The 15,137-nt window shown below is 36.8% G+C and carries 21 protein-coding genes; 2 read left to right on the top strand and 19 right to left on the bottom strand.

Annotated features, from left to right (window positions below):
* Positions 1 to 193: 193 nt before the first annotated feature.
* From ispA to accB, 8 genes are all read right to left on the bottom strand, one after another.
* Positions 194 to 1,084, bottom strand: coding sequence for a (2E,6E)-farnesyl diphosphate synthase (gene ispA / locus FS802_RS20375; RefSeq protein WP_000150365.1), 891 nt, complete (start codon positions 1,082 to 1,084; stop codon positions 194 to 196).
* A complete protein-coding gene (gene xseB, locus FS802_RS20370; RefSeq protein ID WP_000428423.1) occupies positions 1,084 to 1,314 on the bottom strand; it encodes an exodeoxyribonuclease VII small subunit in 231 nt (76 codons plus the stop codon). Before xseB ends, ispA begins: the two co-directional genes overlap by 1 nt.
* Positions 1,304 to 2,662: an exodeoxyribonuclease VII large subunit gene (xseA, locus tag FS802_RS20365; RefSeq protein ID WP_000415269.1), complete on the bottom strand. Its 1,359-nt coding sequence runs from the start codon at positions 2,660 to 2,662 to the stop codon at positions 1,304 to 1,306. Before xseA ends, xseB begins: the two co-directional genes overlap by 11 nt.
* 26 nt (positions 2,663 to 2,688) lie before the next feature.
* Positions 2,689 to 3,549 (bottom strand): bifunctional methylenetetrahydrofolate dehydrogenase/methenyltetrahydrofolate cyclohydrolase FolD, encoded by an 861-nt coding sequence (gene folD / locus FS802_RS20360; protein ID WP_000226735.1) that lies wholly within the window; start codon positions 3,547 to 3,549, stop codon positions 2,689 to 2,691.
* A 23-nt stretch (positions 3,550 to 3,572) separates the two neighbouring features.
* Positions 3,573 to 3,965 (bottom strand): N utilization substance protein NusB, encoded by a 393-nt coding sequence (gene nusB / locus FS802_RS20355; protein ID WP_000830249.1) that lies wholly within the window; start codon positions 3,963 to 3,965, stop codon positions 3,573 to 3,575.
* Between the two features lie 347 nt (positions 3,966 to 4,312).
* The gene (locus tag FS802_RS20350) at positions 4,313 to 4,705 is read right to left on the bottom strand and encodes an Asp23/Gls24 family envelope stress response protein (protein ID WP_000807630.1); all 393 of its coding nucleotides are present in this window, start codon (positions 4,703 to 4,705) and stop codon (positions 4,313 to 4,315) included.
* 22 nt (positions 4,706 to 4,727) lie between these two features.
* Positions 4,728 to 6,080, bottom strand: coding sequence for an acetyl-CoA carboxylase biotin carboxylase subunit (gene accC / locus FS802_RS20345; RefSeq protein WP_000592872.1), 1,353 nt, complete (start codon positions 6,078 to 6,080; stop codon positions 4,728 to 4,730).
* Positions 6,081 to 6,096: 16 nt separating this feature from the next.
* The gene (gene accB, locus FS802_RS20340; RefSeq protein WP_144525407.1) at positions 6,097 to 6,585 is read right to left on the bottom strand and encodes an acetyl-CoA carboxylase biotin carboxyl carrier protein; all 489 of its coding nucleotides are present in this window, start codon (positions 6,583 to 6,585) and stop codon (positions 6,097 to 6,099) included.
* Between the two features lie 469 nt (positions 6,586 to 7,054).
* On the opposite strand from accB, the gene FS802_RS20335 reads away from it, so the two are divergent.
* Positions 7,055 to 7,249 carry a hypothetical protein gene (locus FS802_RS20335; RefSeq protein WP_046957516.1) on the top strand — a complete coding sequence of 65 codons (195 nt, stop codon included), beginning with the start codon at positions 7,055 to 7,057 and terminating at the stop codon, positions 7,247 to 7,249.
* Between the two features lie 85 nt (positions 7,250 to 7,334).
* Here FS802_RS20335 and FS802_RS20330 read toward each other — a convergent pair whose 3' ends face one another.
* The 9 genes from FS802_RS20330 to FS802_RS20290 are packed head-to-tail and all read right to left on the bottom strand — an operon-like array spanning position 7,335 to position 12,844.
* Positions 7,335 to 7,979, bottom strand: coding sequence for a SpoIIIAH-like family protein (locus FS802_RS20330; protein WP_000914706.1), 645 nt, complete (start codon positions 7,977 to 7,979; stop codon positions 7,335 to 7,337).
* A gap of 15 nt (positions 7,980 to 7,994) precedes the next feature.
* A complete protein-coding gene (gene spoIIIAG / locus FS802_RS20325) occupies positions 7,995 to 8,657 on the bottom strand; it encodes a stage III sporulation protein AG (RefSeq protein WP_000368870.1) in 663 nt (220 codons plus the stop codon).
* Positions 8,647 to 9,279, bottom strand: a complete 633-nt coding sequence (gene spoIIIAF, locus FS802_RS20320) for a stage III sporulation protein AF (protein WP_001161039.1) — start codon at positions 9,277 to 9,279, stop codon at positions 8,647 to 8,649. Before spoIIIAF ends, spoIIIAG begins: the two co-directional genes overlap by 11 nt.
* Positions 9,280 to 9,291: 12 nt before the next feature.
* On the bottom strand, positions 9,292 to 10,464 hold the full coding sequence (gene spoIIIAE, locus FS802_RS20315; RefSeq protein ID WP_000911620.1) for a stage III sporulation protein AE: 1,173 nt from the start codon (positions 10,462 to 10,464) through the stop codon (positions 9,292 to 9,294).
* Between the two features lie 10 nt (positions 10,465 to 10,474).
* Positions 10,475 to 10,858: a stage III sporulation protein AD gene (gene spoIIIAD, locus FS802_RS20310; protein WP_144525405.1), complete on the bottom strand. Its 384-nt coding sequence runs from the start codon at positions 10,856 to 10,858 to the stop codon at positions 10,475 to 10,477.
* A 23-nt stretch (positions 10,859 to 10,881) separates the two neighbouring features.
* Complete coding sequence (gene spoIIIAC, locus FS802_RS20305; RefSeq protein WP_000020914.1) at positions 10,882 to 11,085, bottom strand: stage III sporulation protein AC; 204 nt, start codon at positions 11,083 to 11,085, stop codon at positions 10,882 to 10,884.
* Between the two features lie 14 nt (positions 11,086 to 11,099).
* The gene (gene spoIIIAB, locus FS802_RS20300; RefSeq protein WP_000238694.1) at positions 11,100 to 11,615 is read right to left on the bottom strand and encodes a stage III sporulation protein SpoIIIAB; all 516 of its coding nucleotides are present in this window, start codon (positions 11,613 to 11,615) and stop codon (positions 11,100 to 11,102) included.
* Positions 11,609 to 12,535, bottom strand: coding sequence for a stage III sporulation protein AA (gene spoIIIAA / locus FS802_RS20295; RefSeq protein ID WP_000665894.1), 927 nt, complete (start codon positions 12,533 to 12,535; stop codon positions 11,609 to 11,611). Before spoIIIAA ends, spoIIIAB begins: the two co-directional genes overlap by 7 nt.
* A gap of 27 nt (positions 12,536 to 12,562) precedes the next feature.
* Positions 12,563 to 12,844, bottom strand: a complete 282-nt coding sequence (locus tag FS802_RS20290) for a YqhV family protein (protein ID WP_000816054.1) — start codon at positions 12,842 to 12,844, stop codon at positions 12,563 to 12,565.
* 293 nt (positions 12,845 to 13,137) lie between these two features.
* On the opposite strand from FS802_RS20290, the gene FS802_RS20285 reads away from it, so the two are divergent.
* On the top strand, positions 13,138 to 13,458 hold the full coding sequence (locus tag FS802_RS20285) for a hypothetical protein (RefSeq protein WP_000866176.1): 321 nt from the start codon (positions 13,138 to 13,140) through the stop codon (positions 13,456 to 13,458).
* Positions 13,459 to 13,494: 36 nt separating this feature from the next.
* Here FS802_RS20285 and efp read toward each other — a convergent pair whose 3' ends face one another.
* Together efp and pepQ are read right to left on the bottom strand one after the other, a co-directional pair.
* Entirely contained in the window at positions 13,495 to 14,052 is a 558-nt protein-coding gene (efp, locus tag FS802_RS20280) for an elongation factor P (protein WP_000626521.1), read from the bottom strand.
* A gap of 21 nt (positions 14,053 to 14,073) precedes the next feature.
* Positions 14,074 to 15,135, bottom strand: a complete 1,062-nt coding sequence (pepQ, locus tag FS802_RS20275; protein WP_098653293.1) for a Xaa-Pro dipeptidase — start codon at positions 15,133 to 15,135, stop codon at positions 14,074 to 14,076.
* Positions 15,136 to 15,137 lie beyond the last annotated feature (2 nt).

Raw genomic sequence — 15,137 nt, 5'->3', positions numbered from 1 at the left:
TAACCAGTCTATTGCGCCCTAATCCTATTATAAACCATATTTCTTTAGGCGATGAAAAAAATAGCCGCTAACACGAAGTGATAACGGCAATGTAATCTACATATATTTTTGCCAATAACAAGAAAAGAAAAACCTTTTCCTACATTTATATCATAAAATGATGAATGACTCAACAAATGGAAACGCTGTTATATTAGTTATTACGTTTTGCAATCAAATCGCAAATAGATAGTAAATATTCATCTTGTAATTGCAAGGAACCAATAGCACCTTTTGCTTTTGCAATTGTTTCTTCTAAAATATCCTTTGCTCTATCTACAGTAAATAACGTCGTATATGTGCTCTTTTCGTTGGAAACATCACTACCAATCGGTTTTCCAATCTCTTCTTCGGTTCCTTCCACATCTAAAATATCATCTCGAATTTGGAAAGCTAGGCCGATATATTTTGCAAACGCAAGTAACTTTTCTTCTTGTTCTTCTGTGGCATCAGAAAGTATCGATCCTGCAAGTACAGCGAATTCAAGTAGTTTCCCAGTCTTATGCTTATGAATATACTCCAACTCATCAATCGTAAGCTGTTTCCCTTCAGCTTCCATATCTGCCACTTGTCCGCCAACCATTCCTTCTGGTCCTGCCGCTTTTGCAAGCTCAAGTACAAGTCTTACTTTTTTTTCAGCAGAGATTTCCTTTTGTTCATATGCCATAATAACTTGAAAAGCATAGGTCAACAAACCATCGCCTGCTAAAACTGCCATCGCTTCACCAAATACTTTATGATTTGTGGGCTTACCTCTTCTTAAATCATCATCATCCATACAAGGTAAATCATCATGAACTAACGAGTATGTATGTATCATTTCAAGAGCACAAGCTGCACCTATTCCAAGATTTCTTTCTTTACCAAACGCTTGTAATGTCGCAAATAAAAGTAACGGGCGGAGACGCTTTCCACCCGCTTCCAAAGAATATGCCATCGCTTCACGAAGTACATTTGGACATTGTAATTCATTTGCATAGCTTACAAGCTTCTCTTCTACGAAAGTTTTACTTTCTTTCAAAAAAGTATCAAAAGCAATAGTCACTATGCTTCATCTCCTAAAGCAGTAAACGGTTCAAGCTCTCCATCTTCCCCAAGAATAACTGCCATTTGTTCTTGTACGTTCTTCAACTTCTCATCACAAAGCTTAGATAATTCCATACCCTCTTTAAAATAAGAAATTGCTTCTTCTAAAGGTACGTCACCTTGCTCTAGCTTAGAAACGAGGTGCTCAAGTTGCGAAATTGCCTCTTCAAAGCTTAATTTATTTTCCATTATTCAATTCACGCTCCTCTATGCCTGATACGCTACAATCTAGTATTCCATCTTGTAATTGAACTGAAACAGCATCTCCAAGGCTGACATCTTTCACACTTTTTAACACTTGCTTCTCTTCATCATATACAAGCCCGTACCCTCTCATCATTACTTTAAGCGGACTTAACGCTTCAAGTTTTTGAGCAGCTCTGACAAAAGCAAATTCTTTCGTTTGAAGTAATGTTTGCATTTCACGTTGCAATTGCTTTTGCAATGTTTCAACCGCTACCTTCGTTTGCATAATTTTTTGAGCTGGGTGGTGCTTCTCTAAATAAAATGAAAGCTGTTTTAACTGATTTACCTTTTTATCAATATAGCGCTCTTTCGCTAAAACAAGCTGTTCTAACGCTCTATCTAATTGCTCTTCTTTTTGCTCATATACTTGTCTTGGATAACGGAACGCATAAGATTTTTGCAATACTTGTAGTTTTTCTTCTTTTTTATGTACTAACTCTCTCATTGCTCTTTGCAATCTTAGAGTTCTTTGTAATACCTTTTCTTGTAACTCTATAATGTTAGGCGCTGCCAGCTCAGCTGCTGCAGTCGGTGTTGGCGCACGTAAATCGGCAACAAAATCCGCAATTGTAAAGTCCGTTTCATGGCCTACTGCCGAAATAATAGGGATCTCACTCTTAAAGATTGCCCTTGCTACCATTTCTTCATTGAAAGCCCATAACTCTTCAATAGAGCCTCCCCCTCGCCCAACGATTAGGACATCTATCTCTCCCATTTCATTCGCTGTACGAATCGCTTGTACAATTGAGGGAGCTGCTGACTCCCCCTGTACAAGTACCGGAAACACAATAACATTTCCAATTGGATAACGACGTTTAATCGTTGTTATAACATCACGAATCGCTGCCCCTGTTGGCGACGTAATCACACCTATTGTTTTAGCATAAGGAGGAATTGTTTTTTTATAAACTTGAGAAAACAAACCTTCTTCCTCTAAACGAACCTTTAATTGTTCGTAAGCTAAATGCAGGTTTCCGACTCCGTCAGGCTGCATGTCTTGAATATAAATTTGATAAGAACCACTCGCCTCGTAAACGGAAATTTTCCCTTTCACAAGTACCTTCATCCCATTTTCAGGTCTGAATTTAATATTACGATTATGACCCGCAAACATAACCGCTGCGATTCTTGCATTTTCATCTTTCAATGTAAAGTACATGTGGCCACGACTATGATTTTTAAAGTTGGAAATTTCACCTTTTAACCAAACAGACTGCAAATGCGGATCATATTCTATTTTTGTTTTTATATAGCGTGTTAACGCTGTAACGGTTAAATATTGTTTTTCCATTTCTCTCTCCTCATAGCCGACTCAAATTATTTACAAACGACACCTGCACGCTTAGCAGATTCAACAGTATTATGAAGAAGCATTGTGATCGTCATTGGACCAACACCCTTTGGCACAGGTGTAATGTAACCTGCAACATCTAACACGTTGTCAAAATCAACATCACCACAAAGTTTACCTGTTTCTAAACGGTTCACACCAACGTCGATTACAACCGCTCCTTCTTTAATATAATCAGCTGTTACCATTTTAGGTCGTCCAACAGCTACGATTAAAATATCAGCTAACTTCGTTAACTCTTTCATATTTTGCGTTTTAGAATGACAATATGTGACAGTTGCATTTTCATTTAAGAACAATTGCCCCACTGGCTTGCCGACAATATTACTTCTTCCAATTACTACAACATGTTTTCCCGAGATATCAAGATTTGTTTCTTTTACTAATTCTACAATACCGTGCGGTGTACATGGAAGGAATGTATCTTGTCCCGTCATCATACGTCCCACGCTGATTGGGTGAAATCCATCTACATCTTTTTCTGGTGAAATTCTTTCAATGATAGCTTTTTCTTCAATATGTTTTGGTAAAGGTAATTGCACTAAAATGCCATTAATACGGTCATCGCCATTTAAGCGATCGATTTCAGCAAGCAAACGCTCCTCAGTAATTGTTTCAGGAAGTTCAATTAGCTCTGAATAGATTCCTACTTGTTCACAGCCCTTTTCTTTTCCTTTTACATAAGAACGAGATGCTGGATCTTCTCCAACTAGAATAACTGCTAATCCTGGTACAATCCCTTGCTCTTTCAACTTCACAACTTCTTCTGTTAATTGTGCTCGTTTTTTCTCCGCAACTTCATTTCCTTTGATGATTACTGCTACCATTTTAAGATTCCCCCTTAAAGAAATTACAGTGTATCTTTTATATTAGATAAAACGCCGTTAATAAAACGACGAGATTCCTCATCCCCAAATGTTTTAGCAATTTCAATTGCCTCGTTAATTGTTACGTTGTGTGGAATTTCTTCCATGTATTTCATTTCATAAACAGCTACACGTAAAATACTGCGATCAACAATACTAATACGCTCCAGCTTCCATTTTTTTAAGTTTTGACGAATCGCTTCATCAATTACTTCTTTATTTTCTACAAAACCTACTACAAGTGATTCTAGAAACTCATTTGTTTCTTCACCTTCATCTAGCGTGTTTTCCACCGCTACTTTCGGTTCTAATTCACCTGTAATATCCATTTGGTATAATGCTTGCATAGCTCTTTCTCTAGCCGTCCTACGTTTCATTGTAACTCTCCTTTATGCTTCAAGTCTTTCCTTATGCTTTGTTATATTATTATAATTTATAAGCCGTCAATTCACTTACTCTTACAGTTTTCATTGATTTTCCAACCTTATAATACAATGATAATAACACAATTTATCGTTTCACACACGGGTTACAAGGCTGAAAAATAATAAAAAGATTAACTTCAAGTTCCATATCTTATCACAATGTACGTTTTTTGGAAAAACGAAACATCTTCTTTTTGATTTCTTATTTTTTGAAATAGTATAATAATTAGAGGGTTTTAATTTGTGAAGAAATGAAACGATAAAAAAGATGCCTATGTTACTAGGCATCTTTTTCATTCTTACACTGGTTCGATTTCTGTTTTTTGTGTTTCGAATGTTACGCCAACGATGTGAACATTCACTTCTTTTGGCTCAAGCCCTGTCATTGTAAAGAGTGCCTGGCGAATGTTGTCTTGAATCTTTTGTGCAACAACTGGAATTGCTACGCCAAAATACATTACAACATAAAGGTCAACGATAATATCTTCGTTTGCTAATTCAACCTTTACACCTTTACCATGATTTTTCTTACCTAACTTCTCAACAACATCTGTAGCAAAATTACCACGCATTGCCGCTACACCTTCTACTTCAGCAGCTGCAATACCTGCGATTACTTCAATTACTTCTGGTGCAATTTCTACTTTACCAAGAGTTGTATCTTGACCCATATCTAACATATGTTCAGCCATGAAAAAAACCTCCTTTAATGTATCACTGCGTCACAAGTTCATGCTCTTCCAAAAATTTCGTATTAAACTCACCTTTTACAAAATCAGGATGATCTAGCAATTGCAAATGGAACGGGATTGTTGTATGTACGCCTTCAATGACAAACTCACTGAGTGCACGCTTCATTTTTGCAATTGCCTCTTCACGTGTTTTTCCGTGAACAATTAATTTAGCAACCATCGAATCATAGAAAGGTGGGATTGAATATCCCGGATATACAGCTGAATCGACGCGAATACCAAATCCGCCTGGTGGCAAGTACATTTCTACTTTACCTGGAGATGGCATAAATTTTTTGGCAGGGTTTTCCGCATTAATTCGGCATTCAATTGCCCAACCATTAAATTGTACTTCTTCTTGCTGTAACGATAACTTTTCTCCAGAAGCAACACGAATTTGTTCTTTAATTAAATCCATCCCTGTTACCATTTCGGTAACTGGATGCTCAACTTGAATTCTCGTATTCATCTCCATGAAATAAAAGCTTTTCGTTCTATATTCATAAATAAACTCAACCGTACCAGCACCTGTATAATCAACCGCTACCGCCGCTTTAACTGCCGCATCACCCATCTGTTTACGAACATTTTCATCAAGTGCAGGTGATGGACTTTCTTCTAGTAGTTTTTGCAAGCGGCGCTGAATTGTACAATCGCGCTCTCCTAAATGAATGGCATTTCCATGTGTATCTGCCATTATTTGAATCTCAACATGGCGGAAATCTTCAACGTACTTTTCTAAGTATACACCAGGGTTCCCAAAAGCGGTACTAGCTTCTTGCTGTGTAATTTGAATTCCTTTTACAAGCTCTTCTTCATGGCGTGCAACACGAATACCTTTTCCGCCGCCACCTGCAGTCGCTTTAATAATAACTGGATATCCAATTTGATTAGCAAGCTCGATCGCTTCTTCGGTATTTTTAATAATCCCTTGTGAACCTGGTACAATCGGAACCCCTGCTTCTTTCATTGTATCACGAGCAACGTCTTTTGTGCCCATCTTTGAAATAGCTTCTGGACTTGGACCGATAAAAATTAAGTTACATTCACGGCATAGCTCTGCAAAATCTGCATTCTCTGCTAAAAATCCGTATCCTGGATGAATAGCGTCGCAGCCTGTTAACTTCGCAACACTAATAATATTCGTCAAATTTAAATAGCTTTCTTTCGAAATCGTTGGCCCTACACAATACGCCTCATCAGCAATTTGTACGTGAAGTGACTCTTTATCTGCTTCTGAATAAATTGCGACCGTTTCAATATCCATTTCTTTACAAGCACGAATAATTCGTACAGCAATTTCCCCACGATTGGCTATTAATACTTTTTTTATCATCACAAAGACTCCCTTATTACGCTTTTACAAGAAATAGCGGTTGTCCATACTCAACAAGCTGTCCATTATTAACAAGAATCTCAACAACTTCACCATCTACATCTGCATCGATTTCGTTAAATAACTTCATAGCCTCGACAATGCATACGATAGAATCTTTCGATACTCTGTCTCCTACACTTACATATGCAGGTGTATCAGGCGAAGATGAAGAATAGAATGTACCTACCATCGGTGATGTAATTTTATGTAGGTTTTCATTTTGAACCGCTTTTTTCTCTTCTTGTTTTGGTACTTCCACTTGTGCTGCCGCTACTGTTGTTTCAACTTCAACAGTTGCTACTGGTTGCACGACTTGTTTTGCTACAGGTGCTTGCACCGCAACAACTTCATTACCACGCTTTTTCATTTTGATTGTCGTACCATCTTTTTTGTATTCAAATTCATCAATATTAGAGCTATCAATTAATTTAATTAATTCACGAACTTCTTGAATTTTAAACATGTAAAATCCACTCCCATACTCTTGTTTGTCCCGTTTTTACAGATTCTCGTCACTAAAACTAGATTGACTGTAAAAATACGATGTACTCTATTAGAAAATGCATTTCATTTACTAATAGAAATAGTTACTATTTCCATCTTACGATAAATTTTTTAAACATTCCAATTTATATTTCTTTATAATAAATCGAAACTCCTGTAAAAATATTATTCCAATAAAAATTTATTACCTAGTAATAATACCAAGTTTCACACAAAATTGGCAAGACCACTTCTAAAAAACATTCCTTACTTTTTTCACAATGCTACACAATAAACAGATCATTACCGCTCCACTCTTCACCTCATCTATAGTCAACAACATATTTTTACCAAATATTATTTTTTTGTTTACACACCGTTCATCATTCCTTCATATAAGAATAGTATGTTCAAAGTGTAGAAAATATATCGTATCGAGGTGTGGACATATGATATGGCTCATTCTCTTCTTACCTGCCGTAATGGTCTGGGCATTCGTTCTCTTCATCCACGTCAAATCCGGAAAAAGTAATCATCGTTACCATGAACCGCTAATCTTTTACTCACAACGTATTTCTCCATTCCGAGTTGAACATAATAAAAACAACTACAAAGACGAAACAGAAAAAAGCTATCGAAAATGATAGCTTTTTTCTATAATTATTTTCAAACAATCCGATTCGTAAAAACTAATAATCCGCAGGGGATTCCCCCGCGGATTATTAGTTTTTATTTTGTCGGTGGATCAAATTTCACACCTACATCTTTTGATCCGCCTTCACTTCTTACAAGCTGTATAATTTTATTCGCTTCTTTTTGTGAATGCTTTGCTGCTTTCACAGTTACTCTAATGTCAGTTCCATCAGCTCTTACAAGGGCATCTTTATATCCTCCTTGAGACTTAATCACTGTCTCAAGTAATTCTTGCTTCGTTTCCATTGTAGTAATTGCATCAAAATTATCTTTCGCTTTACTCTTTTCTGTTGCTGAAGATTTTGCTGAATTCATCACTTCTTGTAATCTTGATTTTTGTTCACTTAGCTGATCTTCCATTTGCATACGTAGTGCTGTGAAATTTTCATCACTTGATTGAACTGTTACGTTAGCATCTTTTTTACTTGTTTCTTTGTTAGCACTCTCTTTTTTGTCTGTTTCTTTATTTGATGTTTCCTTGCTTGTATTTTCTTTTTTTGGCGTTTCTTTAGGTGCTTCATTTGTTACTGCTTTATCAGTACCTTGTTTTTCTTGTCCAATCTTTTCACCTGTTGCCGGCGATGCTGTATTCATTTTGTCAGGAGTTGTTACGTAATAAACAGATAGTACAACAACTAAACTTAACATCGTTAATAGCCAAACCGTTTGTTTTTTTAACACTTTATTTCCTCCCTATCAATTTTTCGGCGAAACTGAAACACGATGGGCTGGTACATCTAGCAGCCGTATTACAGCTTCTTTTACCATCGCTTTAACTTGTATATTATCCACTCCTTTTGCTACGACAAGAACACCTCGTACTTTCGGTTTCTCTGTTCGTAAAACAACGGGAGTTTCTTTATCACCTTCACGTATAATGACTGTCTTTTCATCAAGGGACTCATCTTCTACTTCCCTCTTACCACCTGTCTTATCTGTTTCACCTGTTGTTTGTGAACGTTTCACTGTGTTTTTTTCTAATATTTTTTCTTCAGATGAATCTAAATTTACTTTAATCGTTACATTTTTTACTCCCGCTATTTCTTCTAAGGCTGCTTTTAATTCTTGTTCATACGCTTTTTCATACTTTTCTACATTTGACATACTATCATTATTTTTTTGTCCAAAAGTTGGTACGTCTTTTTCTTGGTTTTGCGTTTTTTGTTCTTTAAATACAGGTACTTCTTCTTTTTTACTTGAAAAAAGACTACTAGAAAACATAAGCAAAATCCCAAGTATGAGTAGGACAAGTAAAAACTTAGGTGTTATCTTTTTTCCCTTCTCATTGCTTTCTTTTTCATCCCCATTCAATAAGTTTCGAAAAAATGAGAACTTCGAATTTTTATCTTTATTGTCCATTTACTCTACCTGTCCTCCCTTCCATTTGAACTTGGATTTGTTTATTCTCTAGTTGCCACCTGCTTGAAAAGAAATCTTTCATTTCTACATTCGTTTCTTCTACTTTTTTCGGAGGTTCCTTCGTGTTAATTTCAACTGGTTTTACTGTTTCGATTGCATCATTTTTACTACGTTCTTTTTCTTTCAACGTCACAACAACAGTTTGAATATCTTTTGCTGACTTTACTTCCGCTGTACTTTCCGCTGCGACTATTTGTATTTCAGAGACTGTCATACCATACTTTTTCTCGAATTCTTTTCCTACTTCTTTTTTCATTTTGGTAGCCATCTCTTCTAAACTATATGCACGTGTTAGAGCTTGTATTTCTTTTTTCTTCGAATCTATTGAATTTTTTACAGATCCTTCTGCTACGTACTTCTCTTCATTAAAATTTGCGATTACTTCATTCACATCTGTTTGCAGTAGTTTAAAAAGGGGCGTTAAGATTAATACAACTAATAATAGACTTACAACGAATTTAACGTACTTTTGCAAATTTGAATTTGGAAGAATAAGATGAAGCATTGTCGCTAAAAGTAAAAAAACGATAATATTTCTAATCCACTCTGTAACAAATTGCATATCCTTCACCCCCTACCGCATCATAAGTGTAATGTTCCCCGCAGCAATAATAATTGTGATACTTAAAAAGAACATAAATGATACGATAGCTAAGCAAGCAAATACATAAATGATGCTTCGCCCGATAATATCTAAACATTGAATAATTGCTCCACTGCCAACTGGCTGTAATACTGCTGCTGCGAATTTATAAATAAACGCGATACAAAAAATTTGAATCGCTGGAAAAGCAACAATTAAGCATAGAATGACGAGCCCGATAATTCCGACTGTGTTTTTTAATAATCCCGATGCACTAATAACAGTATCCGCCGCCTCTGTAAACATTCTTCCTACTACGGGAATAAAGTTCCCTGTTACAAATTTAGCTGTTTTCACAGCGATTCCATCAGCAACAGCTGTCGCTGTTCCTTGTACAGATAATACCCCTAAAAAAATCGTTAAAAAAATACCGATAATCCCAACGCTAACGTTTTGCAGAAGCTTGGACAATTTCGTAACTTTATATTGATCACTCATCGTACTTACAATACTTAATATCGTTGCAAGTAATAAAAGTGGTAGAACGATATAATTCATCAAAAGTCCGCTCGTGTTCATTAAAAAGATGATAATCGGATGAAAAAACGATACAGATACAACACCACCTCCAGTTGCTATGAGTGCAAGCAAGATTGGCAATAGCGCTAATATGAAATCTACCATTGTTTGTATCGTTTCTCTTGCATATGTCATGACGACATAAAAACTATTTAAAGCGAAAATAATAAGTACCATATATACAACTGCATCCGCAATTTTACTTACACTACTCTTTGAAAATGCAGATTGCAGTGATTGCAACAATGCACTAAAAATTGTAAGCATAATGAGCGTTCCCAGCAGCTTCCCATTTGCAACAAGCTCGTGAAATAAATACTTTAATAAACCTAGCATCCACTCTTTTATAGAAATTTCTTTTTCTCCCTTTACAAACTCCATAAAACTACCTTTTTGACTCTCTGGTAAATAACCTCCATATTTTGTAACAAGCCCGTCCCAAAATTGCTTCACATCTTCAATTCCGAGCTTATCCAATTGTTGATCAACGACGTTTGTTTCTACAGGAGAAGCTTGTACAACAACCGGTAAAGAAAAGAAAAGGAAGCAAGCAAATAGCAGCTTAGCTCCAAACCCCTTCAACATTCACTCCCCCTTATCCCTTCGGTAAAAATCCGAGAATAGTTTCAATGACAACCGTCAAAATAGGAATCGCCATTACTAAAATTAAGATTTTTCCAGCTAATTCAATTTTTGAAGCGATTGCACCCTGCCCTGCATCTTTTGTAATTTGTGCTCCAAACTCAGCAATATAAGCAATCCCAATAATTTTTAGCAACGTTTCTACATATACGTTGCTAACTTTCGCTTCACTCGCTACTCTCTCAATCATTTGTAAAATAGAGTGAATTTGATCAATTAAAATAAGAAACATCACGCTACCTACGAACACAATAAATAACGACGTAATGCTAGATTTATGCTGATTTAATACAGCCGCTAAAAACGTAGCAACGAGGCCTAATCCGACAATTTGTATAATTTCGATTCGAACCGCCTCCTTTACTGGAAGAGAAAGACACTCTTAATCTTGTCGAATAGCGTATTAATTAAAAATGCCACATGAAATAAAATAACGACAAAACCGACAAGGATAACCCAATTTGCAATATCCTCTCGCTTTAATTCTTTTAGTACGGTATGAATAAAAGCTAAAACAATGCCGATTCCGGCGATTTGAAATATTAATCCAACATCAATGGACATCGCCTTTCTCCCTCCTATAGCAGTAAAATTACGATAAGTAGCCCCGCTAGTACCCCTAAGCTCTTGATCATTTTTTCGTATTGCAGTTGTAATGCTTTCGCTTCTTCTTCTTCTCTCTCTAAATGTGTAATGCATAAGCGAATATGTTTTTGTTGTGATTCACGATCATGCTGTCCGAGCGTTTCGCCAAATTGCTGCAAAATCTCGTACTCAGTTTGTTGAAATGCTGTTAGCTTCCAATTTTCTTTCAAACTATCTATCCAAGCTTCTCTTACTGTTTGGTCTCCACTTTCTAGCCTTCTAGCGAAACTTTGAAATATCCAATTTAACGGCTTCGGCATTTGTTTCACTAATCGCTCAGCGGCTTCAGATAAAGGTGTATGCCCATACATAATTTCTGCCTCTAATGATTGAAGTGCCGCTTTTAATAATCTAAGTTGCCTTGGTCTCTCACTGTATCTTTTAGCGTATGAAAACCCGAAAAAGGTGCTGACCGCAACGATTAACACTGCACCAAATATTTTTACCATACGCCCTCAGCCTTTCTATGAGGTAATACCGATTTTCCATATTTATCTTTCACTTGCATAACTGTTCCTGGTCCTCTTGCTTTTGATAGCTCCACAAACCTATCAAATATACCGAGCTCCAGCACCGCTTTTAGTGATGGACGTTTCACAACATCATCATAAGAAAATCCATGTGCGCTTATAAAAAGCTGAACCCCTGCATGCACCGCCTCCATAATTGCTTCACTATCTTCTTTACGCCCAATTTCATCTACAATCAAAACATCTGGACTCATAGAACGAATCATCATCATCATTCCTTCAGCTTTTGGACATGCGTCTAACACATCTACTCGCGCTCCAAAGTCATATTGCGGAATACCTTTCACGCAGCCTGCAATTTCTGACCGTTCATCTACAATCCCGACTTTACACGAAGGTATTTTCGAAGCACTTACACCTTGACTCATACAACGTGCTACATCTCTTAAAAGTGTTGTTTTTCCCGTTTGCGGCGGGCCAATTACCATCGTGTTTAACCATCTTGACTCATACAAATACGGCAAAAGTGGTTCAGCAATTCCTATTTTTTGACGAGCAATACGAATATTAAAGGAAGAGACATCTCGAATCATTTTCACTGCGCTTTTTTCTGTAATGACTTTTCCAGCTAAGCCGATTCTATGTCCTCCTCGAAGTGTCACATACCCACGTTTTAATTCCTCTTCCATCGTATAAATTGAGAATTGACTTAACTTATTCAATAAGTAAATGGCATCCTCTGCTGTAACGACATAGTCATAAAAAAACACTTCGCCATGAGCAATACACTCTAGCGGTCTTCCAATTCGAACACGAATTTCCTCTAGAGCATCGTATTGCTTACAACTTTCCACTAGCTGCTTCATCGTTTTCGGTAAAACTTCTAATACTTCTTTCATCAGCTTCTCCCCACTATACTCGACTTACTATTTCAACAACGCGATAAAAATGCAGCCAATTCCAAGCGCTAGAAAAAAGAGTTTCAAGAAAGAAATCTCACTTGCCACACTCGCTATGCCTATTGTCATTGTTAAAATTAATACGGTCGGTCCAACAAACGCCAACATACCATTTATAAACAATGCTTTCTTCGCATCATTCACATAAAGCATAAGCAAAGCGGCGAATATTTCCGCGCTACCTGAAAACAACCGAAGTAACCCCATTACAAGCACGGATGTTTCCATTGCCGCTAGCCACTGTTTCATTCTCCCACCTTCTCCCATAACGGTTACTATTGCTACATTCCAAAAAAGAATATATTTGTACAACCATATGCAGGGGTTGTCTATTTCAGAAGTAAAAACATAATATTTCTCTATCTTCTATCCGTAGTCCGAATATTCGTATTTTTTTAAAGGGATATTATGGTATATTTAATAGTTATAGGGAGTATAGACGATGCAGCATGAGAGATAGAACTAAAGTCATCTCGTGTACTACATATCGTATCGCGCCATTTTTAAAAATTGACTATATGTGCAAAATGAGGGGGGAAAATATGAAGGTATTGAAAATTAGTTTAACAATTGTAATAGAATTAGCTCTTATTTATCTTTTTTCAAAATTGGTCGGTTGGTCATTTATGGAGACCTTTTTCCTTGGTAGTTTAGCGATATTTGCAATTATGTGGTTAATTATTATGAATACTCATAGAAACAACATTACGGATCACGCAATAAGTAAAACACTGACTGGCGTTGAGACTGGCGAAATAAAACCATTTCAAATTGTTTTCACTCCATATATGGCGGGTACTCTTTCACTTGTTTTAGTTAGTTTTATTATCACTGCTATTTACTATCTACCCTATTTCCTATAAAAAAAAGCACTCGTGATGATCACGAGTGCTTTTCTACTATGCACGAGAAACGTATTTACCTTCACCAGTGTTGATGATAAGCATTTCGCCTTCGTTAATGAAGATTGGTACTTGTACAACAAGACCAGTTTCTAATGTAGCTGGTTTTGTTACGTTAGAAGCTGTATCGCCTTTAATACCAGGCTCTGTTTCTGACACTTTTAATTCAACTGTGTTCGGAAGTTCAACACCAAGTACTTCATCTTGGTATGTCATAATAGATACTTCCATGTTTTCTTTTAGGAATTTAAGTTCGCGCTCGATTTGGTTTTCACCAAGTTCGATTTGCTCGTAAGTTCCGTTATCCATAAATACGTGAGACTCACCGCTCGCGTATAAGTATTGCATACGACGGTTTTCGATGTGTGCTTTTTCTACTTTTTCACCTGCACGGAATGTTTTCTCTTGAACAGATCCTGTGCGAAGGTTACGTAGTTTAGAGCGAACGAATGCAGCACCTTTACCTGGCTTTACGTGTTGGAAATCCATTACTTGCCAAAGGGCATTGTCCACTGAAATTGTTAAACCTGTACGAAAATCGTTTACTGAAATCATGTAAAAAAATCCTCCTGTATATTACAAAATAATAAGTTCTTTTGGTGATTTCGTAATTACTTCATTACCTTCACTTGTTACAATGATATCATCTTCAATACGTACGCCGCCAATACCTGGAATATAAATACCTGGTTCTACTGTTACAGCCATTCCTGGTTCAAGTACTGTATCAGAACGGAACGCTAAACCTGGTGCTTCATGGATTTCAAGACCAATTCCATGACCAGTAGAGTGTCCAAAGTATTCACCATATCCTTTTTCCGTTATGTAATCGCGCGTTAACGCATCCGCTTCACGGCCTGTTAAACCAGCTTTAATACCGTTCACACCACGTAATTGTGCTTCTAAAACGATATTATAAATTTCTTTCAATTTATCAGATGGTTCACCAACTGCAATCGTACGAGTAATATCAGAACAATATCCTTTGTAATAAGCGCCGAAGTCTAATGTAACGAAATCTCCTGTTTCTATCACTTTTTCAGATGCCACGCCGTGCGGTAATGCCGAACGAAGACCTGAAGCAACGATAATATCAAACGAAGAAGATGTTGCTCCTTGTTTTCTCATGAAAAATTCAAGTTCATTTGACACTTCAATTTCAGATACTCCCGGGCGAATGAATGATAGAATATGTTCAAAGGCAGCATCTGCAATCTGTGCAGCTTCCTTTAATATCTTAATCTCTGAATCAGTCTTTATCAAGCGTAACTTTTCTACAAGCCCAGAAGTTGGGATAAATTCAGCATCGATTACTTCTTTATGCGCTGAATAAGAACTATATGTAAGAGTATCTTGCTCAAAGCCAAGCTTTTGAATTCCCAGTTCCTTCACTTGCTTTGCAACTTCATCAATGATTAATCCTGCATGCTGTACAATCTCGTATCCAACCGCTTGTTTACTAGCCTGCTCTACATAACGGAAATCTGTAATAAATTGAGCACGATTTTTCGAAATCAGTACAACACCAGCTGTTCCTGTGAAGTTAGCCATATATCTACGACTATGTTCATTTGTTAACAAAATACCGTCAATACCAGCCTCATCAAATGCACTTCTTACTCTTTCGGTTTTCTCCATTA

This window comes from Bacillus sp. DE0042 (assembly GCF_007680225.1).
In the GTDB taxonomy this organism is placed as follows: Bacteria; Bacillota; Bacilli; order Bacillales; family Bacillaceae_G; genus Bacillus_A; species Bacillus_A wiedmannii.
Note: the sequence above shows the minus strand (reverse complement) of the source record. Positions and strands in the feature narration are given on the sequence as shown.